Source organism: Nonomuraea sp. NPDC005501 (genome assembly GCF_040605905.1).
Lineage (GTDB): Bacteria > Actinomycetota > Actinomycetes > Streptosporangiales > Streptosporangiaceae > Nonomuraea.
On the sequence record NZ_JBEXDT010000069.1, the window covers coordinates 1 to 19,011 of the forward strand.

The 19,011-nt window shown below is 72.0% G+C and carries 20 protein-coding genes and 2 pseudogenes; 10 read left to right on the plus strand and 12 right to left on the minus strand.

The features are described from left to right. A pseudogene (locus ABZS51_RS28720) lies at positions 1-229 on the minus strand (SAM-dependent methyltransferase); the annotation flags it as partial. Between the two features lie 172 nt (positions 230-401). On the opposite strand from ABZS51_RS28720, the gene ABZS51_RS28725 reads away from it, so the two are divergent. After that, a complete protein-coding gene (locus ABZS51_RS28725; RefSeq protein ID WP_355447233.1) occupies positions 402-848 on the plus strand; it encodes an SRPBCC domain-containing protein in 447 nt (148 codons plus the stop codon). Further along, a complete protein-coding gene (locus tag ABZS51_RS28730; protein ID WP_355447236.1) occupies positions 845-1,204 on the plus strand; it encodes a metalloregulator ArsR/SmtB family transcription factor in 360 nt (119 codons plus the stop codon). The genes ABZS51_RS28725 and ABZS51_RS28730 overlap by 4 nt, the downstream gene beginning before the upstream one ends. A 67-nt stretch (positions 1,205-1,271) precedes the next feature. Here ABZS51_RS28730 and ABZS51_RS28735 read toward each other — a convergent pair whose 3' ends face one another. After that, positions 1,272-2,513, minus strand: coding sequence for an MFS transporter (locus tag ABZS51_RS28735; protein WP_355447239.1), 1,242 nt, complete (start codon positions 2,511-2,513; stop codon positions 1,272-1,274). Positions 2,514-2,612: 99 nt separating this feature from the next. On the opposite strand from ABZS51_RS28735, the gene ABZS51_RS28740 reads away from it, so the two are divergent. Next, positions 2,613-3,698, plus strand: coding sequence for a helix-turn-helix domain-containing protein (locus ABZS51_RS28740; protein WP_355447242.1), 1,086 nt, complete (start codon positions 2,613-2,615; stop codon positions 3,696-3,698). A 58-nt stretch (positions 3,699-3,756) separates the two neighbouring features. Here ABZS51_RS28740 and ABZS51_RS28745 read toward each other — a convergent pair whose 3' ends face one another. Beyond that, positions 3,757-4,296: a TIGR00730 family Rossman fold protein gene (locus ABZS51_RS28745; protein WP_355447245.1), complete on the minus strand. Its 540-nt coding sequence runs from the start codon at positions 4,294-4,296 to the stop codon at positions 3,757-3,759. A gap of 171 nt (positions 4,297-4,467) precedes the next feature. On the opposite strand from ABZS51_RS28745, the gene ABZS51_RS28750 reads away from it, so the two are divergent. After that, complete coding sequence (locus ABZS51_RS28750; RefSeq protein ID WP_355447248.1) at positions 4,468-5,787, plus strand: hypothetical protein; 1,320 nt, start codon at positions 4,468-4,470, stop codon at positions 5,785-5,787. Beyond that, positions 5,784-6,245: a PA14 domain-containing protein gene (locus ABZS51_RS28755; protein ID WP_355447385.1), complete on the plus strand. Its 462-nt coding sequence runs from the start codon at positions 5,784-5,786 to the stop codon at positions 6,243-6,245. The genes ABZS51_RS28750 and ABZS51_RS28755 overlap by 4 nt, the downstream gene beginning before the upstream one ends. A 61-nt stretch (positions 6,246-6,306) precedes the next feature. Here ABZS51_RS28755 and ABZS51_RS28760 read toward each other — a convergent pair whose 3' ends face one another. Next, positions 6,307-7,353 (minus strand): class I SAM-dependent methyltransferase, encoded by a 1,047-nt coding sequence (locus tag ABZS51_RS28760; protein ID WP_355447251.1) that lies wholly within the window; start codon positions 7,351-7,353, stop codon positions 6,307-6,309. A 155-nt stretch (positions 7,354-7,508) separates the two neighbouring features. Next, positions 7,509-7,910 (minus strand): nuclear transport factor 2 family protein, encoded by a 402-nt coding sequence (locus ABZS51_RS28765; protein WP_355447254.1) that lies wholly within the window; start codon positions 7,908-7,910, stop codon positions 7,509-7,511. A gap of 92 nt (positions 7,911-8,002) precedes the next feature. Between ABZS51_RS28765 and ABZS51_RS28770 the strand changes: the two genes are divergently transcribed. Then, positions 8,003-8,599, plus strand: a complete 597-nt coding sequence (locus tag ABZS51_RS28770; RefSeq protein ID WP_355447257.1) for a helix-turn-helix domain-containing protein — start codon at positions 8,003-8,005, stop codon at positions 8,597-8,599. A 15-nt stretch (positions 8,600-8,614) separates the two neighbouring features. Here ABZS51_RS28770 and ABZS51_RS28775 read toward each other — a convergent pair whose 3' ends face one another. Further along, positions 8,615-9,253: a M15 family metallopeptidase gene (locus ABZS51_RS28775; protein ID WP_355447260.1), complete on the minus strand. Its 639-nt coding sequence runs from the start codon at positions 9,251-9,253 to the stop codon at positions 8,615-8,617. A 244-nt stretch (positions 9,254-9,497) separates the two neighbouring features. Between ABZS51_RS28775 and purB the strand changes: the two genes are divergently transcribed. The 4 genes from purB (at position 9,498) to ABZS51_RS28795 (ending at position 14,386) form a co-directional block, all read left to right on the plus strand. Further along, positions 9,498-10,928, plus strand: a complete 1,431-nt coding sequence (gene purB / locus ABZS51_RS28780) for an adenylosuccinate lyase (RefSeq protein ID WP_355447263.1) — start codon at positions 9,498-9,500, stop codon at positions 10,926-10,928. Positions 10,929-10,955: 27 nt separating this feature from the next. Next, positions 10,956-11,687 carry a GNAT family N-acetyltransferase gene (locus ABZS51_RS28785; protein WP_355447266.1) on the plus strand — a complete coding sequence of 244 codons (732 nt, stop codon included), beginning with the start codon at positions 10,956-10,958 and terminating at the stop codon, positions 11,685-11,687. A 127-nt stretch (positions 11,688-11,814) separates the two neighbouring features. Further along, positions 11,815-12,852, plus strand: coding sequence for a DUF4037 domain-containing protein (locus ABZS51_RS28790; protein ID WP_355447269.1), 1,038 nt, complete (start codon positions 11,815-11,817; stop codon positions 12,850-12,852). Positions 12,853-13,201: 349 nt separating this feature from the next. Beyond that, positions 13,202-14,386, plus strand: a complete 1,185-nt coding sequence (locus ABZS51_RS28795; protein ID WP_355447272.1) for an MFS transporter — start codon at positions 13,202-13,204, stop codon at positions 14,384-14,386. Positions 14,387-14,429: 43 nt separating this feature from the next. On the opposite strand, the pseudogene ABZS51_RS28800 reads toward ABZS51_RS28795, so the two are convergent. From ABZS51_RS28800 to ABZS51_RS28825, 6 genes and pseudogenes are all read right to left on the minus strand, one after another. Beyond that, positions 14,430-14,603: pseudogene (locus ABZS51_RS28800) on the minus strand (FAD-dependent monooxygenase); the annotation flags it as partial. Between the two features lie 255 nt (positions 14,604-14,858). Next, entirely contained in the window at positions 14,859-15,860 is a 1,002-nt protein-coding gene (locus ABZS51_RS28805) for a hypothetical protein (protein ID WP_355447275.1), read from the minus strand. A 195-nt stretch (positions 15,861-16,055) separates the two neighbouring features. Then, entirely contained in the window at positions 16,056-16,940 is an 885-nt protein-coding gene (locus tag ABZS51_RS28810; protein WP_355447278.1) for an aldo/keto reductase, read from the minus strand. Positions 16,941-17,002: 62 nt separating this feature from the next. Continuing rightward, on the minus strand, positions 17,003-17,791 hold the full coding sequence (locus ABZS51_RS28815) for an SDR family NAD(P)-dependent oxidoreductase (RefSeq protein ID WP_355447281.1): 789 nt from the start codon (positions 17,789-17,791) through the stop codon (positions 17,003-17,005). Positions 17,792-17,827: 36 nt separating this feature from the next. Further along, a complete protein-coding gene (locus tag ABZS51_RS28820) occupies positions 17,828-18,145 on the minus strand; it encodes a putative quinol monooxygenase (protein ID WP_355447284.1) in 318 nt (105 codons plus the stop codon). A gap of 13 nt (positions 18,146-18,158) precedes the next feature. Then, positions 18,159-18,932 (minus strand): SDR family oxidoreductase, encoded by a 774-nt coding sequence (locus tag ABZS51_RS28825; RefSeq protein WP_355447287.1) that lies wholly within the window; start codon positions 18,930-18,932, stop codon positions 18,159-18,161. Positions 18,933-19,011: the final 79 nt, after the last annotated feature.

Consider the following 19,011-nt stretch of genomic DNA (forward strand, 5'->3'; position numbering starts at 1 on the left):
GCCGGGCGCGCAGGCGACGGCGCATGGCGGCGTCGGGTTCGGCGGCCACCACCTGGCCTGCCGCGCGGTAGTGGGCGAGGTTGGCGCCGGAGCCGGCGCCGATCTCCAGGACCCGCCCGCCCAGGCCCCCGACCAGCTCCTCGCGTACGGCCCCCAGCCAGCGCCGCTCGGCGACCCGGGTGATGGCGTCGTAGCACATCGCGAAACACCGGTGCCCGCGCCCGTCCATGACCGGCTCCCTCCGTCCCGCGTCCGGTTCGGCCCTGACCTCCAGCCAAGCACCCTCGCCGCACCGGACCGAGACGGGGTCCGCGCGGAAGCGCAACTCTGGGGTTGCGCTTGTGAGGGGCTATGTGCAACCCTGAAGTTGCACGCAAGGACGAATACGAAGGAGTCTCCTCATGAGCGAGGATCGGATCGAACGCGAAACGCTGATCGCGGCGTCCCTGGAGCGGGTCTGGTCGCTGGTGGCCCAGCCCGGGTTCTGGGTGGCCGACGAGGCGAGCCTGCCCGGCACCGTGGCACGAGAAGGAGAGTCGATGGTGGCCAGGAACGCCCAGCACGGTGACTTCCCGGTGCGCGTGGAGACGGTGCGGCCACCGACGTACCTGGCCTACCGCTGGACCAGCGCGTTCCCGGGGGAGGAGCTGAGCGAGGACAACAGCACCCTCGTGGAGTTCACGCTGACCCCGGAGGGCGACAAGACGCGGCTGCGCGTCGTGGAGAGCGGGTTCGCGGCACTGCCCGGCACCGAGGAGCTGCGCACCCGGAACCTGAAGGACCACACCGACGGCTGGCCCCAGTGCTTCGACGCGCTCAAGGCGCGCGCCGAGCAGCCGTCCGCGTGACGGACGAACCTCGCGGCGTCGCCGGGGAGGTCGACAGCGTCCTGGCCGCGTTGGCCGACCCGACGCGACGTCACCTGCTCGACCTGCTCGCAGCTCGGGGCGAGGCCACCGCGACGACGCTCGCCGAACGGCTGCCGGTCTCGCGGCAGGCGGTGGTCAAGCACCTCGCCGTCCTGGACGCCGCCGGGCTCGTCTCCGGCAGCCGGGTCGGCCGCGAGATGCGGTACGCGGTCCGCCCGGCGGCGCTGGACGCGACGGCGCGGTGGATGGCCGCGCTCGCGGCCGACTGGGACCGGCGACTGGCGACCATCAAGCGCGTCGCCGAGGCGGCGGAGGGGGATGCGCCCCTGAGCTGAAAATCTACAATGTAAAGGGCGCGGGCCCGGGACGGGCTGGGACCTGCACGAGTGGCGATCGCCGCGCTCACGAGCCTGCTCGCGGCCGGGGACGGCAACCGCTGAGCCGCGTTCTTCGATCCTTCTCGGTGGCGACGGCGGAGGCGGACAGGAGCGTCGCAGCGGTGAGGCTGCCCCAGAGGGCGGCCGAGCCGTGGGAGGCGAGAGCGGTGATGACCGCCGGGGAGACGGCGAGGCCGAAGCCCGTGGAGAGCTGGAAGCGGGCGAGGGCGCGTCCCAGGACGGGGGCCGGGGCGAGGACGGTGACGAGCGCGGTGGCGCTGCCGGCATAGATGATCTCGCCGATGGTGCAGACCACGGACACCGCGGCGACGGCCGGGGCACTCCATCCGTGTCCCAGGGAGGTGGCCGCGAGGAAGCCGAGGTAGGACGCGGCGAGCACCACACCGGCGAGAGCCAGCATGGTCCGCCGGGAGAAGCGGGACATCAGGACGGTGACCGGAACCTGCAGGGTGACCACCAGCACCGTGTTCGCCACGAAGATGGCCGCCGACCACACCGGGGACGCGTGCAACTGGGTCACCAGGACCAGGGGGACCGCGATTTCCGGGACGTTGAGGCAGAAGACATAGATCACGTTGGCGGCCAGCAGCGCGCGCATCCGAGGCGCGGGCCCGCCGGCACTGTCCCTGGCCGGAGTGGCGGCTGGATGCGCGTGCAGGTGGACCGACCATGCCAAGGCCGCCGCGGCGAGATAGGCGAGCCCGGTGACGGCTGCCAGCGCCTGCAATGCGGTGGTGCCGCCCGCCAGGCATGCGGTGGCGAGCAGGGCGCCCACGCCCAGGCCGGCGTTGCGCAGGGCGCGGGCTCCCGCGAGAGCGGCGTCGCGTTCGCGGCCGTGGGCGACGGTGGCCACGAGAGCCGCGTGGGCGGCCGGCCACGCCTGGTTGCCGATGCCGAGGAAGAGCGCCGCCGTCGCGAACAGCCAGACGTGCCCCGCCGGGGCGGCCAGCAGCAGCGCCACGCCCACCACCCGCACCAGCATCGACGCGGCCACGACCGTGCTGCGTGCGCCCCGGTCCAGCCATCGGCCCACCGCGGGCATGCACACCAGACCCACGACGATGCCGGCCGTCATGGCGATGCCGGTGGCCGACGCGGACAGCCGCAGCACCGTCACCCCGTAGAGCAGCAGAAAGGGCCGCAGCAGGCCGGTGCCGAGCGCGTCCACGGCCAGGGCGACGGCATAGCGGGGGCCTCCGGAGGCGCGGACGAGGGCGCGCGGCTGGATCTTGGTGGTGGTTGCCATGGCGTCAACGATGCGTTCGGCCGCCGCGCCGACCGCGTCGGTTGACGGACACCGTCAATCGACGCGGTCGTCGGCCATCCGACCAGCGATGATGGGGGGATGACGTTGAGGATCGACATCGGCGGCCTGCCGTCCGGGCGGCTGCGGTTCGCCGCCTCCCCGCTGGCCGAGCTGACCGCGATGCTGCACGTGCTGGCCGAACCCGGGCATCACCCGCAGCTCGCCGGCTGGGCCGGGGACGTCTGGGCCGGGCTGCGGCCGGAGCTGGCCGAGCGGCTCAGGGAGGCGGAGTTCCTCTGGCGTTCCTCACGAGCCGACTTCCTGGTCCCCGCCCGTCCCCGGCCGACCCTCGCCGAGGAGCTGGACGAGGTGGACCGGATCGACGATGAAACCTATGTGAGCGCCGCGCTCATCACCACGTGCGGCAGCAACCGGGTCCACTTCGGCGCGCCGTCGCCGCTCGCCGACGCGGCGGCGCGCGAGCGGGCCCTCGACCTGGCCCAGGCCCGCGGCGCGCTCCAGGAGGCCTTCGCGGAACGGCTGCTCGCGGACCCGGCCGCCGTTCGGGCGAGGGTGCGTGACACCCTCGAACAGTGCGCCGAGGCCTTCTTCGACGCCGCCTGGGCGGGCGCCGCCGTGCAACTCGCCACCGACCTGCGCCTGAAGAACGACCTGCTGAAGCGCCAGGGCATCGGGGCGGCACTCGCGTCGGCCTCCGGCGCCGTCACCCTGGCTCCGGACGGCGACTGCATCATCGTCGACAAACTGCAGGACAATGCGACCTCCGCCCACGGCACCGGGGTCACCTTCCTTCCCAGCGTCTTCGGCCGCCCGCACCTGGTGGTGATCCAGGCGCCCGGGTGGCAGCCGGTGGTGCAGTACCCCGTGGCCGAGGCAGGTCCATCGGAGCCGGTGTCGCTGGAAACGGTGACGCTACGGCTGGAGGCACTCGCGCATCCGGTACGGCTGCGGCTGCTGCGCACCCTCGCCCGCGGTCAGCACACCACCGGTGAGCTGGCCCACGCCTGGGAGCTCTCACCCCCGGAGGTCTCCCGCCACCTCGCTGTCCTGCGCCGCGCGGGCCTGCTCACGGCCCGGCGGCACGGTCGTTACGTCCGTTACACCGTCAAACTCCCCGATCTGACGGCGTTGGGCGCCGACCTGCTGACGGCCGTACTGCGCTGAGCAGCTTCGGTCAGCCGGACCGCGGGCGACCGCCGACCTGCCGGCCAGGACCCGGACCTCACCGGTCGCCGAGTGACTCCTTGAGGTAGGTCATGGCGTCCACGGGCTCTTCGGCGAAGAACATCAGCTCCGAGAGGGGACGCGGCAGGAATCCCTCGTCCTCCATGCGGCGGAACTGCTCCTTCAGCCCGTCGTAGAAGCCCGCGGTGTTCAGCAGCACCACCGGCATGTCGGTATGCCCGTGCTTCTTCAGCTCCAGGATCTCGGTCGCCTCGTCCAGGGTCCCCGTGCCGCCCACCATGATCACCACCGCGTCGGCCTTGTCCAGCAGCAGCCTCTTGCGCTCGGCGAGGTCCTGCGCGATGACCATGTCGTCCACGCCGGGCCGCACCTTGTCCACCAGAAAATGCACCGAGACGCCCATGAGGCGCCCGCCGGAGGCGTGCACCCCGTCCGCCACGACCTTCATCAGCCCCACGTTGGAGCCGCCCCACACCAGCGTGTGCCCGCCCTGCCCGATCAGCCGCGCGAGCTCGCGGGCGGGCCGGGTGTAGGTCTCGGCGAGGTCGGCGGCGGAGAGGAAGACGCAGATGTTCATGACAACACCGTAGGGGCTGCCCGTGGCGGACCTGGAGAGAGGCGTCAGCAGTGACGGCATGTGAGACGGCGGCTTCCGCGGGGCAGACCGGCCGATCATGACGCTTAACCCTCCGGACATCCACGCGTGTCATGATCTCCGGGATCTTGAGCAACCTCTGACAGGAGCATGATGACGGCATCTGCACGCCGCGCGTTACGCGCCGTTCTCGCGGGCGGCCTGACGGCCGCCGCGCTGGTCTGGCCGGCGGGCGCACAAGCGCAAGCGGCCGGGGCCGCCACCGTCTCGGTGGACTTCACCAAGCCCGTTCACACGATCTCTCCCGCCGACATCGGCGTCTCCATCACCGGGTACGGCGAGGGCTCGTACATCACCGACGACACCAGGCACCGCGAACACCTGCGCAGGCTGGGCGTGGGCCGCATGCGTATCGAGCTGCACTACCAGACGCCGGGCGACCACAGCAGCCCCATCGTCTGCGGCGGCTACAAGTGCGCCACCGAGGTCTCGGGCGACGCCTGGATCGGCGCCATCCGCGACCTGGGCGCGGAGCCGGTCGTCATCCTCCAGGTGGACGGCCGGCAGAGCGCGGAGGTGAACCGGGACGACGCGGTCGCCCTCTACCGGCACTTCGCCGCCTCCGGCAAGCCGATCCAGCGGTTCATCCTGGGCAACGAGCTCAACTGCTCCTGCACCCCGGACAAGCCGCAGATGACGGCCACGGAGTACAGCAGGCGCTTCAACCTCATCGCCGACGCGCTGCGCGCCGAGAAGGCCTCCGTCGCGGTCGGCGGCCCCGCCACCTCCTCGAACGACCATGACTACATCCGCACGTTCCTGCAGGGATCGGGCGCCCGGGTCAGCTTCGTCGATTACCACGACTACGGCAACGGCTTCGACCCCATCACCGACGACGCGCTGCTCGGTGACGTGATCCGCGACTACGAGACCGACATCGAGGCCGTGCGCGCCACGGTCCGCTCCGTGCTCGGCCACGACCTGCCGATCCAGATCGGCGAGTTCAACTCCGACTACGACGACCCGGACGGCCACCGCACGCTGACCCACTTCAACACCCTGTGGGGCGCGGCGGCCCTCGGCCAGATGCTGCACGCCGGCGCGAGCGCCTTCCAGTACGGCGACAAGAACGGCCGGCTCGGCCTGACCAGCACCAAGGGCGAGGGCGGCATCGCCCGCAGCGAGCCGCTGCCCATGTACCACGGCATCGGCATGTACACCGGTGAGGCCTGTTCAGGCCGTTCGGCACGACCGTCGTCCAGACGAGCGCGAGCACCGCCAAGCTGCACGTCTTCGCCTCCGACCACGCCAGGAACGTCGTCCTGGTCAACGTGGGCGACGAGCCGCTGGAGACGGCCCTCACCCTCACCGGGGCGGCGAACGGCACGGCCGCGATCTGGCAGAGCACCTCCGACGCCTGGACCCCGCACCGCACCGGCACCGCGACGATCTCCGGCGGCCGGGCCACGGTGACGTTGCCGGCCGGATCGGCCACCACCCTGGTCCTGGACGAGCAGGGCCTGTCGGCGACGTACTTCGACAACGCCGACCTGACCGGCCCGAGCGTCACCCGCGTCGACCCCACCGTGAACTTCGACTGGGGCTCGGCCTCCCCGGACCCCGCCATCGGCGCCGACACCTTCAGCGCCCGCTGGAGCGGCAAGGTCGTCGCCGACAAGGCGGAGACGTACACGTTCATCACGACCAGCGACGACGGCGTGCGGCTGTGGGTGGACGGGCGGCTGATCATCGACGCCTGGAGCGACCACTCCAAGCGCGAGGACACCGCCGCGATCGCGCTGAGCGCCGGCTCGCACGACCTCAGGATGGAGTTCTACGACGGCGGCTACGACGCCATCGCGGAGCTGCGCTGGACGAGCCCGAGCATCCCCCGCGAGATCATCCCGGCGGACAGGCTCCGCACCGGCTGAACCAGCGGGACGCCTGCCAGGAGCCGGCGAGGGCGGCCGGCGGCGACGCCGCTGCGCCGTCCTACGGCCGGACCTCGTACACCAGGTTGAACGGCGTCTCCGCGGCCCGCCGGAACCGCGTGAAGCCCGCCTTGGTGACCAGCTCCCGCATCCGGGCCTCACCGGCCTGCGCGCCGAGAGCGTAGCCGCCCGGCTGGGAGAGCGCGTTGGGCACGCACAGGAACGTGGAGGCGCTGTAGTACAGCCGGCCCACGGGCGTCAGGTTCTCCTCGACCCGGTCGAAGGCGAACGGCTCGACCAGGAGCCAGGTCCCGTCCGCGGCCAGCGCCTCGCGCACCCGCCGGGCGGCGCTCAGGGGGTCGCCCATGTCGTGCAGGCAGTCGAACATCGTCACCAGGTCGTAGTCGGCGCCGGTGAAGGTGTCCGCGCCGGACACCTCGAAGCCGAGCCGGTCGCCCAGGCCGGCCTGGGCGGCCCGCTCGCTCGCCAGCGCGATGGACTCGGCGTGGTAGTCGGAGCCGAGGACCGTGCTGCGCGGGTACGTCTGCGCGATGAGGGCCGAGGACGAGCCGAGACCGCAGCCCACGTCGGCCACCCGGGCCCCGGCGGCGAGTTTGGCCTCCACCCCCTCCAGGGCCGGGATCCAGCTCGTCACCAGCTGGGCCACGTAGGCGGGCCGGAAGAACGCGTCGCAGCCGACGAAGACGTCCTCGTGGTGCTCGTGCCAGCCGAATCCGGCGCCGGTGCGGAAGCTCTCGGTGATGCGCGGTTCGGCGCGCAGCATGCCGAGGGCGAGCAGGAACGCCGCGGGCAGGTTGGGGCCGTCGGGGGCGGCCAGGCAGAACGCCTGCTCCTCCGTCAGCGAGAACCGGCCGGTGCCCGGATCGTAGCCGACGTACCCGCCGGCGGCCTGGCCGCGCAGCCACTCGGCGAGGTAGCGCGGGTCGCAGCCGGTGCGCTGCGCGAACTCCTCGGGCGTGGCGGGACCCTCCGCGAGCGAGCGGTACAGGCCGAGCCGGTGACCGATCACGATGGAGCCCGCCGCGTTGGTCGCCGCCAGGTCGCTCGTGAACCGGCCCAGGAACTCCGTCAGCTTGTTCTGGTCCATCCGGTCCTCCTCGCCGTCGAGCCGGCTCGTGCCGGCTGCGACAGCAAGGGTCGGCGCGCGCCCTCCGGCGCGCTGTCCTGGTCCTACCAGGCAGAGTTTGCCCTGGTACGCGGGATGCTACGCATGGGTTGCCGGAGCGGCGTGTCGTGGTGCCGTCACCCGGCCAGGGGGACCCGCCGGGCGAGCACCTTGCGGTGGCTGATCCGCCAGCCCCGGGCCACGCGCACGACGGTGTCCTCGTACGTCACGCTCCCGCTCGTGCCGTCCGAGCGGATGCCGATCCCCTTGGACCGCGCGCTCACCCGGCCGTCGGGCCGCTCGCCGAGGACGACGTTCGTGACATGGTGCCCGACCGGGTTCAGCTCGCCCAGGGCGCGCGCCGCCTCGGCGCATGCCGCCACCCCCCGCAGGACCCCCTGCCCGAAGTCCGTGACGTCGTAGGTGACATCGGTGGTGAACACCTCGTCCAGGCGGTCGAGGTCGCCGCTGTCGCACAGGTGCCCGTGCATCGCGATCAGCTCGGCGATCAGGAAGCGGTCTTCACAGGTGAGGGCCATGACGCTCCTTTGCTGGGTAAGGCGGGAGCCTCCCGTCATAGCGCGCTACCATAAACGGGGAACTCCCCACTTAGCAACCAGGGAGCACGACGATGGCGGATGCGGGCAGGCCGGCGGGCACGCGACGACCGCGCAGGACGGACGCGGCCAGGAACGCCGAGCTGCTGCTCGCCGCGGCGAGAGAGCTCTTCGACGAGCGCGGGCCCGACGTCCCGCTGGACGACGTGGCTCGCCGGGCGGGCGTCGGCAACGCGACCCTCTACCGGCACTTCCCCACGCGGAGCGACCTGATCGTGGCGGTGTACGCGGAGGAGGTGACGACGCTCTGCGAGCAGGGCGCCGCTCTCCTCGAAGCCGAACCGGCAGAAGAGGCCCTGTTCACCTGGCTGGAGAGCTTCGTCGTCCACGTCGCCACCAAGCGAGCCCTGGCACTGGCCGGGACCGACCACAACGACGAGCGCCGCACCGAGCTGTTCGACCACTGGCACACCTCCATGCGCTCGGCCGCGCGGAAACTCCTCGCCCGGGCCCAGCGGACCGGCGCCGTCGATCCCGGCCTCACCGTGGCGGACCTGCTCGCCCTGACCAGCGCGGCCGCCATCGCGGCCACCGGCCCGGAACACGCGCGACGCCTGCTCCGGCTCATGCGCCACGGCTTCGCGGGCCCCCAGCCACCTCGCCCCGGCTGACGGCCGGGAGGACGCTCACGGACCGGCGGGCCCGTACCGCACAGGCTCGCCCCTCAGCGCCGACCACAGGCGAGTGCCGAACTCGAAGTGCCACCACTCCTCGGCGAGCACGACGAAGCCCTGCCGGCGCAGGCTGTGGTACAGCAGGCGGCGCAACGCCCGCACCGGCCCCGGGACAAGCTCGAAGGCGCCCGCCCCCGCCGGCTCCGAGAAGTCGTCGAAGCCCGTCCCCAGCGCCAGCGCCCTGCCTTCCCACGTCAACGTGAGATCGACCGCCCCGCCGGTCAGATGAGGCGGCGGTGCCGCCGGATCCCCGGAGGGCCGCGCCACCATGGTGGGCCCAGCGGGGTCGCCCTCCGGGGTGAGCGCGTCGAACAGCTCTCGCTGCAGCGCAAGGGGGCGCCAGGCGTCGAAGACCGCGATCCCGAATCCCTCCGGCAGCGTGGCGGCCGCCTGGCGCAGCCGCCCGAGCGCCTCGGCTCTCAGCCACTGCCCGCAGGTCGCATGCCGCCGGCCCGCCTCGGCGTAACTGTGCAGCACCTGCACGCCGGCACCGGACACCTCGGCGAGCCGCTCCGCCTGGTGCGTCACCTCATGGGCCGGGCAGAGGGCGGCCGACCCGGGCATGAGCGGCGGAATGGCCGTGCGGGTCATGGGAGCCGGGGGAACGGGGACCTGATCGGCACCCAGAAGCGCGGCCTGGCCGGCCGTGGGCCTCCCCGTGCCGGCCGGCTGCCGGCCTGCGAGCTCTAGCGGCGGCGTGCTCACTCATCCCCTCTTCCACCACAGGCTGAAAGTCATCGCCAGCGTACGCCCAGTGGGGCCGGCTGGATGAGCGCCGCCGCCGGGGAAGTCCCCGTCGAGAACGTCATGTGCCCGCGTCATAGACTTGTCCGACGTGACGTCGAAGCCGCGTATCCCCGATGTTCTGGCCGCCCGTTATGCCTCGCCGGAGCTGGCCCGGTTGTGGTCCCCCGAGTACAAGGTCGTCGCCGAGCGGCGGCTGTGGCTGGCGGTGCTGCGCGCCCAGGCCGAGCTGGGGGTGGCCGTGCCCGAGCAGGCGGCGGCCGACTACGAGAAGGTCCTCGACCAGGTGGACCTGGAGTCGATCGCGGCGCGTGAGCGGGTGACGCGGCACGACGTGAAGGCCCGCATCGAGGAGTTCAACGCGCTGGCCGGCCACGAGCAGGTCCACAAGGGCATGACCTCGCGCGACCTCACCGAGAACGTCGAGCAGCTGCAGATCCGCGACAGCCTGCTGCTGGTGCGCGACCGGGTGGTGGCGCTGCTGGCACGGCTGGCGGCGCTGGCCGAGGAGCACCGCGAGACCGTGATCGCCGGCCGCTCCCACAACGTGGCCGCGCAGGCCACCACGCTCGGCAAGCGGTTCGCCTCGGCCGCCGACGAGCTGCTGGTCGCCCACCGCCGGCTGGAGGAGCTGATCGCCCGCTACCCGCTGCGCGGGATCAAGGGCCCGGTCGGCACCGCCCAGGACATGCTGGACCTGCTCGGCGGTGACGAGGACAAGCTCGCCGAGCTGGAGGGGCGGGTGGCGGCCCACCTGGGGTTCGAGCACAGGCTGACCAGCGTCGGCCAGGTCTACCCGCGTTCCCTCGACTTCGAGGTCGTCTCGGCGCTGGTGCAGCTCGCCGCGTCCCCGTCGTCGCTGGCCAGGACGATCCGGCTGATGGCCGGGCACGAGCTGGTGACCGAGGGGTTCAAGGAGGGGCAGGTCGGCTCCTCGGCGATGCCGCACAAGATGAACACCCGCTCCTGCGAGCGGGTCAACGGCCTGGCCGTGGTGCTGCGCGGCTACGCCTCGATGGTGGGGGAGCTGGCCGGCGACCAGTGGAACGAGGGCGACGTGTCCTGCTCGGTGGTGCGCCGGGTGGCGCTGCCGGACGCGTTCTTCGCCTTCGACGGGCTGGTGGAGACCATGCTGACGGTCCTGGACGAGTTCGGCGCGTTCCCGGCGGTGATCGCCACGGAGCTGGACCGCTACCTGCCGTTCCTGGCCACGACCAAGATGCTGATGGCGGCGGTGCGGGCCGGCGTGGGCCGCGAGACGGCGCACGAGCTGATCAAGGAGCACGCGGTGGGCTCGGCGCTGGCCATGCGCTCGCGCGGCGCGGCCAACGAGCTGCTGGACCGCCTCGCGGCCGACGAGCGGTTCCCGCTGGAGCGGGCGGCCCTGGAGGCGCTGCTGGCCGACCGGGTGTCGTTCACCGGCGCGGCGGCCGGCCAGGTGACGGCGGTGGCGCGGCAGGTGGCCGAGGTGGTGTCCGCCCATCCGGAGGCGGCCGCCTACCGGCCCGGCTCCATCCTGTGACCCCCGGCTCGCGCGGTACCGATCGTGGTGCGTGAGCTGAGATCCGTGGCCGAGGTGCGGGCCGCGTGCGGTGACGACGACCTGCCGGTGTGGGTGGCGCAGGACCTGACGGGCGGCGCCCGGGCGTGGGCGCTGGGCGAGGCCGTGGTGAGCGCCGCGCCCGCGGTCTCGCGCCGCGACCGCATCGGCGTGTGGGGGAACGCCTCGGACGCCGTCGAGCTGGTACGGCACGCGCTGGCGCAGATGGGGCCCTCGTACCGGCCGTTCGGCGAGGCGGGGCTGATGGCCGAGGTGGCGGCGAAGGTCGACGGGCTGCAGGTGGCGGGCGGCTTCTCCTGGATGAGCCTGCCCGCCGGCCACGTCCCGCCCGACGCGGGGGCGGGCGTGGGCTGGCTGGGGGAGGGGGCCGAGGGGGAGGTGGCCGAGCTGCTGGCCGAGCACGCGCCCACCTCGTACGCGGTGCCGGGCGCGCCGGGGGTGCGCCGCTGGGCGGGCGCGCGGGTGGACGGCCTGCTGGCGGCGGTGGCCGCGGACGCGTGGAGCGCCCCGTCGGTGGGGCTGCTGGCCGGGGTGGCCACGGCGGCGCCGTTCCGGGGACGGGGTCTGGCGGAGCGCGTGTGCCGGTGGGTGACGGGCCGGCTCGTGGCGGCGCACGGGCGGGCGGCGCTCATGGTGGACGACGACAACCCGGCGGCGATCGGGGTGTACGGGCGGCTCGGGTACCGGCGCACCCGCGTGCTGGCCACGCACGTTCAGTGAATCTACATTGTAAAGGCGCTCCCGTCTGTCCGAACCCGCCGAAGCCAGACCGAACCCCATCGCATCGAACGCGCAGGCGAAAAACGAGGTGAGGCGAAGGCCGGCCGTGAGGCACAGTTCTGGGGTGATGTGCGATTTCGTACCAGGTATCGACCTTTCCCGCGCCTTCTACGGTGAGGTCGTCGCGCCGCTCGTCGGGCGGGCGCCGCACAGTGCCGCGTTGATCGGGCCGGGGTCGGAGGTGCTGGCGTTCGACACGGCCCGCTCGGCCGACCACGACTGGGGGCCTCGGGTGCTGCTGTTCGTGGCGGCCGGCGAGGTGGAGGAGGTGCGGTCGCGGGTGGTGGCGGGCCTGCCGGAGCGCTTCCGCGGCTTGCCGACGGTGTTCGGCTACCACGGTGTCCTGCGGCCCGGCGTGGAGGTGGCCGAGCTGGGGGAGTGGCTGGCGGGGCGGCTCGGGTTCGACCCGCGGGGCGGGGTGTCGCTGCTGGACTGGCTGTCGGTGCCGTGGCAGTCGCTGGCCGAGGTGACGCGGGGGGAGGTGTTCCAGGACGGGCTGCCGGACGGGCTGGAGGCGGCCCGGTCGGTGCTGCGCTGGTATCCGGCCGACGTGTGGCGGTACGTGCTGGCCTGTCAGTGGCGGCGCATCGCGCAGGAGGAGCCGTTCCCGGGCCGGTGCGGCGAGGTGGGCGACGAGCTGGGGTCGGCGGTGGTCGGGGCGCGGCTGGCGCGGGAGGTGATGCGGCTGGCCCTGCTGCTGCGCCGCCGCTATCCGCCGTACGCCAAGTGGCTGGGCAGCGCGCTGGCGCGCCTGCCGGGCTCGGCGGAGCTGGGGGAGTCCTTGGGCCGGGCGCTGGCGGCGCGGACGTGGCGCGAGCGCGAGGCGGCGCTGGCGGCGGCGTACGGGAGGGTGGCCTCGACGCAGAACCGGCTGGCGCTGGCCGCGACGCTGGATGAGCGGGTGCGCGGCTTTCACGACCGGCCGTTCCGGGTGATCGGGGGCGACCGGTTCGCGCAGGCGCTGCTGGAGGCGGTGTCGGATCCGGCGATCAGGGGGTTGCCGCTGGTGGGGTGTGTGGACCAGGTGTCGGACTCGGTGGATCTGCTGCTGTCGCCCGCGCGGGCTCGGGCGGTCGCGGGGGCGGCGCTCGGCCTGGTGGCCTGAGGCGCGCGCGGGGGCTGCCGGCCCCCCGCGGGTGCCGTCCGCGGCCGAGGCGCCGTGTCGCACCAGGCCGGGTGGATGTGTCGAGGGTCGCCAGGCTCGTCCGCCGCGACCTGGGCGCCCCGGACGTCACCGAGGACGACGAGGCGATGTGACAGAGAACCCGGCCGGGCTCGATCGGCGGTTGAGGTTGGGGTCTGAGGAACATCCGAACCGGATCATCCGCTCTCGGGCGCCGGCAGGCTGGACGCGATCCAGCCGCCCGCAAGCGGTGAGGGCGGACCTTCGAGGAAACTGGGTGCAAGGGGATCGATATGCCTGATGGATGGCAGGGCGACGGGAGGAAGCCCGCGTGAGTGCCGCGCGGTTGATCTTCGCGGCGCAGGCCTTGCGCGGCCTGGCGTACGGACTGGCCGCCGTCCAGCTCGCCACGCTGCTGCGGGCCGAGGGGCTGCGGGCCGCCGGGGTCGGTCTCGTGCTGGCCGCCGTGCTGGCCGGGGGCGCGCTGGCCGGCATCGCCCTGGCCCGCTGGGGCGACCGGTTCGGCCGTCGCCGCTCCTACGCCGTGTTGTACCTGGCCCTGGCCCTGTGCGGGTCGCTGATCGCGGTCGGAGCTCCGGTGTGGCTGCTGAGCCTGGCCGCCCTGTCCGGCGCGCTGTCGGTCGAGGTGGTCGAGTCCGGGCCGTTCACCACCGTGGAGCAGGTCATGCTGGATGGCAGCGGCGTGGCCGTGCGCGGCTTCGGCCTCTACAACGCCGTCGCCGCCACCGCCGGGACCGCCGGCGCGCTGCTGGGCGCGCTCCCGCCCTCGCGGTCGCTGCTCGGCGGGGTGTTGCTGGCCGTGGGCGTGGCCGGCGCGTTGCTGGCCCTGCGGCTGCCCGCTTCGCTGGAGGTGGCCTCGATTCAGGTCTCCGCGCCGGTCCGGCCCCGCCCGGTCGTGGTCCGGCTGGCGGCGCTGTTCGCCGTGGACAGCCTGGCAGGGGGTTTCGTCGCGCAGGCCTACCTGGCCTACTGGCTGGGCGTCCACTACCAAGCTGACACGGCGAGCATCGGGCTGCTGTTCGCGGGCTGTGCCGTCCTGCAGACCGCCTCCTTCCTCCTCGCGCCGGTCCTCGCGGCCAGGATCGGACTGCTGAACACGATGGTCTTCACCCACCTGCCGAGTAACCTGCTGCTCATCGGCGTCGCCTTCGCCTCGGAGTTCCCGGTGGCGGCGGGGCTGCTGCTGGCCCGCGCGTGCCTGTCCTCGATGGACGTGCCCACCCGCCAGGCCTACGTCATGGCCATGGTCCCGCCCACCGAGCGCATCACCACAGCCGCCGTCACCAACACCGCCCGCTACCTGACCCGGCCCGCCGGTCCCGCGCTCGCCGGGCTGCTGCAGCCCCTGGGTCCGGGCTGGCCGTTCCTCATCGCCGGGACCGCCAAGACCCTCTACGACCTGACCCTGTGGCGGATCTTCCGCCGCGTCTCTGCACACCGGGGGCCACTGAACTCAGTGGCGCCGCAACGCTCGGCGAGTGACGGGATCCCGTGATTCTGCTGAGGAGGCCCTCACTCACCCCGCCGAGAGCAGCCCCCTTCGGAGCCCGAGGGGCGGCCCCCGATCGCTCCAGCATCGTCACGTCGACTCCGGCGTGCGACAGGGCCAAGGCGGTCATCAGACCCGCGAGTGATGCACCGACGACGATGGCGGCGCCCTGGCGCTTGGCCCGGTCCCCGGTACGGGGCACGTCGCGCATAGCTGTGGTCATGCTGTTGTTCTCCTCACGTAGTCGTCACGGTGTTGGTCTGGGCGGGCGCGCTGTGGCAGGCGCCGAGGCTCGGGGTGGACATCTCGGCGGCGCTGTCCAGCGTGATCACCGGGCTCTTGCCAGCTGTGTCCCAATCTCCTGCGGAAGTGGGGCACTGACCATGCAACCGGGAATGGCGATGACGTGGGAGTCTCGGTTGTGAGGGGTACCTGCAGGGACCGCCAGGTGGCATGCCTGCAGGCCACGCCCTCTGCATTACCGGGAGCTGCCGGGCGCTCCGTGTGAGAGCAGCGCGCCGAGGTCGATCTTCCCGCTCTGCACTTGCGCGTCGTGGGGCTCGTTGAGTCCGCCGTCGGTGATGTACAGCCGCTTCCCGCGCACCGCGGTGGCGGTGGGCGAGGCGAGGCCGTCCGAGGCGGTCAGCACGGTCCTGGTGGTGCCGTTCGGGTAGACGACCGCGATCTGGTTCTGTGTGTTCAGCGCGGCGAACACGACGTTGGAGTGGTCGCTGAGGAAGTTGAAGTCATCGATGCCAGTGAGGCCGCTGGTGACGGTGTGGACCCGGCCCGGAGCTCCGGTGGCGGTGACGGGGATCCGCAGCAGGGTGCCCTTGCTGAGGTTGGAGACCCATACGGCGCCGTTGTGGAAACGGAGTCCGTTCGCACCGTACGGCACGGGCGCGGACGCCTCGATCGTGAGGGCGGGGTCGACCAGCCACGCGGTCGCGGGACCGCCGGAGACCGGTACGGCCCAGACCGTGTTCATCCGGCTGTCGGCGACGTACAAGGTGCGCCCGGCCGGATCGATGGCCAGACCGTTGGGGACTCCGCCTAGGGGCAATGCCGCGATGCGGTGAGGAGTGCCGCCGGGCGGCAGCTTCCACACCCCGTTCCGGGAGGCGTCGGAGGACCACACGTTGTAGTAGGCGGTGCCGTCGTGGCCGCGAGCGTTGCCGGTGAATCCGTCGCCCTTCTGCCCGGTGACCAGCACCGTGCGGTGCCCGGACGGTGCGATCCGCACCAGTGCCGGCCGTTCGCCCGCGGGCGTGCCCACCATCGAGACGGTCAGTGAATTGTCCGGGGCGACGGTGATGTTCTCGGGCACGTCGCCGGTGGCGAAGTCGAAGGCGGCCACGGTCTTCACCTGGGTGACGGCGGGCTGCGCGTCCGCGTGTCCGGTCGCGGCGGACGCGTACGGTGCCGAGACTATGACGGCTGCGGTCGCGGAGATCGCCGCGAGCTTGAATGGCTTCTTCATGGATATGTCTTTCGTGATCATTGCGCTCTTTGGTTCTTTGCGTCGGCGCCGCACGGGTATCGAGGTGTTCAGGGGCCTGGTGTCAGAAGTGGGGAGTGCCCACGCACCACCGGGCCCAGGACCGTGAGCCGTTCGGGCCCGGCCGGAGTGGGGCGTCAGCGGCGCTGACGACATGCCCGATCGGCTGGGGAGTCCCTAGTCGGGGATCGGGAAGCCGGCGTTCTCCAGGTTGAGCGAGTCCGGGTCGGGTCCGCCGCGTACGCCGGTGTCGAGGGTGTCGATCGCGGCCACCTCGTCGGGGGTCAGGGCGAAGTCGAAGACGTCGAAGTTCTCGGCGATGCGATGGGATTTGACGGACTTGGGGATCGCACAGAAGCCGTGGTCGAGGTGCCAGCGCAGTACGACCTGGGCGGGTGTCTTCGCGTACTTGTCGGCCAGGGCGGTGATGACGGGGTCTTCGAGTGGGTTGGTGTCGGCGCCCCGGTAGACGTAGGAGCCGCCGATGGGCGACCACGACTGGGTCAGGATGCCGTGGCTTTCGTTCGCTGCGCGCCACCCGGCCTGGGTGTAGTAGGGGTGCACCTGGATCTGGTTGACCGCCGGAACGATGTCGGTGCGGGAGATGAGCTCGTCGAGCTGCTGGGGCGTCTGGTTCGACACGCCGATCGCACGGACGCGCCCCTCGGCGAGGAGCTTCTCCGCCGCCTTGTACGCCGCGATCGTCCTCTCGAAGTCGGACGGCAGCGGCTGGTGCAGCAGCCACAGGTCGAGCTGCTCGATGCCCAGTTTGCGCAGACTCACGTCGAAGGCCCGCAGCGCGGATTCGTAACCGTAGTCGCTGATCCACACCTTGGTCGTCACGAAGATCTCGGAGCGGTCCACGTCGGAGCGGGCGATCGCCTCGCCGACCTCCCGCTCGTTGAAGTAGGCGGCGGCGGTGTCGATCAGCCGGTAACCGTCGTGCAGCGCGGTCAGGACCGCGTCGGTGGTCTCCTCGGGGGCGCTCTGGTAGACGCCGAGTCCCAGGGCGGGGATCCGTACGCCGTTGTTCAGGGTGATGAGTGGGTTCGTTGCGGTCATCATTTGCTCCAATCGTGGTGGGCGCACGCAGCCCGCGTGCGGACGGGAGAGGGGAGGCGGGCTCAGTCGGCACAGACCGCTGTGGGCAGTTCGACGCCTGTGAGATCGGCGCAGTACTTCAGCAGCCGGTCCTGCACCTCGGGCGACTGCGTCGCCGGGTGCGGAGGGCGGGGCTGCTGGTGGTGGAAGTAGCGGCCGGTGACCAGCGCCGCCGCGTCGTCGTCGGCCGCCAGCCAGGCCTGGGTCACCGGAGCCAGCCGCAGGTCGTCGGTGGCGCCGCTCCCGCCCATCTTCGTGGCGACCCAGCCCGGGTCGACGGCGTTGGAGAGCACCTCGGGCCATTTCCTCGCGACGGCGAGCATGAGAGCGGTGAGGTGGAACTTCGACTCCGAGTACGCCTGGGAGCCCTGCCACGGCCGCGTCGCCCACTGCGGGTCCCGCAGGGTGGGGTCGCCGCTGTGGTGCATGCCGGAGCTGAGATAGACGAGCCGCCGGGGCGGGGTGACCAGCGCCGTGAGGAGGTAGGGCGCCAGCACGTTGACCGCGAAGACGTCCGAGAGGCCGTCCTCGGTCTCCACCCTGCCTCGCCCGTAGTAGCCGACGCCGGCGTTGTGGATGACCGCGTCGAAGGTGCCCAAGTCGTTGACCTGGGTGGCCACATCGCGGGTCCGGGCGATGCTGGAGAGGTCACCGACGGCGACGCCCGCGTTGTCCGGGAGCGCGGCGTGTGCGTCGCGGGCCCGGGTGTTGTTGCGTGCATGGAGCGCCACCGTGTGGCCCTGCCGGGAGAGCAGTTGGGCGGCCATCAGGCCGAGGCCGTCGGTGGAACCGGTGATGAAGATGCGAGCCATGAGTATGTCCTGAAGGGTTCGGGCCCCGACCAGTCGCTAGTCCGGGTCGCTGACCCGATTGCTGGTGGTGACCTTGAGGGGTACGGCGAGCAGCGGGAGGAGTTGCTCGACGACCTTCGTCACGTTCGGGTGCTCAGCGTGTTCCGCGACGGCTTCGGGCGAGGCCCAGCCGTCGACGATGTAGAAGGTGTCGGGCTCGTCCGACTGCTGGTAGAGGTCGTAGTAGAGGCATCCCGCCTCAGCCCGCGCGGGGCCCACGAGCTCCAACAGGAGCTTCTCGACCCTGGCGCGGTGGGCCGCCTTGCCACGTACCTCGCAGATGATGTGGCGCTCTGCCGACTTGACCGTGGTCATGTGGATTCCTCCGTCAGTTCTGGCCGGCGTAGACACGGGTCATGCCGCCGTCCACGACGAGGTCGACGCCCGTGATGTAGCGGCTGGTGTCCGAGGCCAGGAAAACGAGGGTGTCGCCGATGTCCTCGGCCGTCCCCACGCGTCCCGCCGGAATCTCCTTCGCGACGCGCTCGACGTAGGCGGCGATGTCTTCGTCGCTCAGCTTCTGTTCGTGGCTGTAGCCCTCGGTGGGCACCACTCCGGGGCTGATCGAGTTGACTCGGATCCCACGGTCCTTGAGGTCCGTCGTCCAGCTGCGGGTGAGAGAGCGTACGGCCGCCTTCGACGACGCGTAGACGGCGAACCCGGGCAGCCCCATGTCGGCGGTGATCGACGCGTTGAGGACGATGGACGCGCCGTCGCGCAGGACGTCCAGCACGCTCTGTACCGTGAGGATGACGCCCTTGATGTTGATGCCGAGCTCGCTGTCGATCTGCTCCTCGGTCAGCTCCTCGAGGGGCGTGGCGTGTCCGCCACCCGCGTTGGCGAAGAGTATGTCGAGGTGGCCGTGCGCCGCCTTGATCGTTGCGGCTACGCGCAGCATGTCGCTCTTGCTCGTGACGTCGGCTCGGATCCCGGTGGCGGACGTGCCGAGCTTCTCCGCGGCGGCGTCAAGCACGTCCTTGCGCCGGCCTGTGATGTAGACAGTGGCTCCCTCTTCGATCAGACGCTTGGCGGCGCCGAAGCCGAGTCCGGTCGTGCCGCCGGTGATCAGGGCGATCCGCCCCTTGAGTACCTGCGATTCCATGTGAACTTCTCCTGTTGGGCAGGGCCTTCCTGACGAAGCGCCTCGAACGACGCTTCGTCAGGAAAGGGCCGATGGAGGC